Source organism: Haloferax sp. Atlit-6N (genome assembly GCF_003383195.1).
Taxonomy (GTDB): domain Archaea; phylum Halobacteriota; class Halobacteria; order Halobacteriales; family Haloferacaceae; genus Haloferax; species Haloferax gibbonsii.
In genome coordinates this window covers 1-548 of sequence record NZ_QEQJ01000148.1, presented here as the reverse complement: position 1 = coordinate 548, position 548 = coordinate 1, and the positions used below count along the sequence as shown (strand labels likewise).

General features: G+C 68.1%; 1 pseudogene. It reads left to right on the top strand.

Going from position 1 to position 548, the window contains the following annotated elements:
* Positions 1 to 548 (top strand): annotated as a pseudogene (locus DEQ92_RS21655) (helicase); the annotation flags it as partial.

The window sequence follows — 548 nt, the reverse complement described above, 5'->3', positions numbered from 1 at the left end:
CGGATCGAACTCGAAGTGCCGACGCGTGCGTCCCTCCGCGACGTCACCGAGGTGGTGGAGACGACCGATCCGAGCCACGTCGAAGCCGTCCTCGAACTCGCGCTGAAGAACTCCGACGCGCTGAAGTTCACGCTGGCGCAGGTCGCCGCGAAGTTCGGCGCGCTCAAGCGCTATCAGGGCCGCGAACGCTTCGGCGCGGATCGGCTGCTGGCCGCGCTCGAAGACACGCCGGTCTACGACGAGGCCGTCAGGGAGGTCTTCCACGTCGACCTCGCTGTCGACGAAACCGCGGATCTGCTCGATCGACTCCGCGACGACGAGACGAACGTCCGACTGGAGACGGCCCGCGAGCATACCCCGATCGGGACCGGTGGCCGGTCCAGCGGGCGCGAGCTCCTCGTTCCGGAGAACGCCGACGCGAGCGTGATCGAGGCCGTGAAAGAACGCATCCGGAACGACCGCGTGCGCCTGCTCTGTCTGCACTGTGCGGACTGGGAGCGGAAGACGAAGGTGCGTCGCGTTCGCGTGCAGCCCGAGTGCCCCGAGTG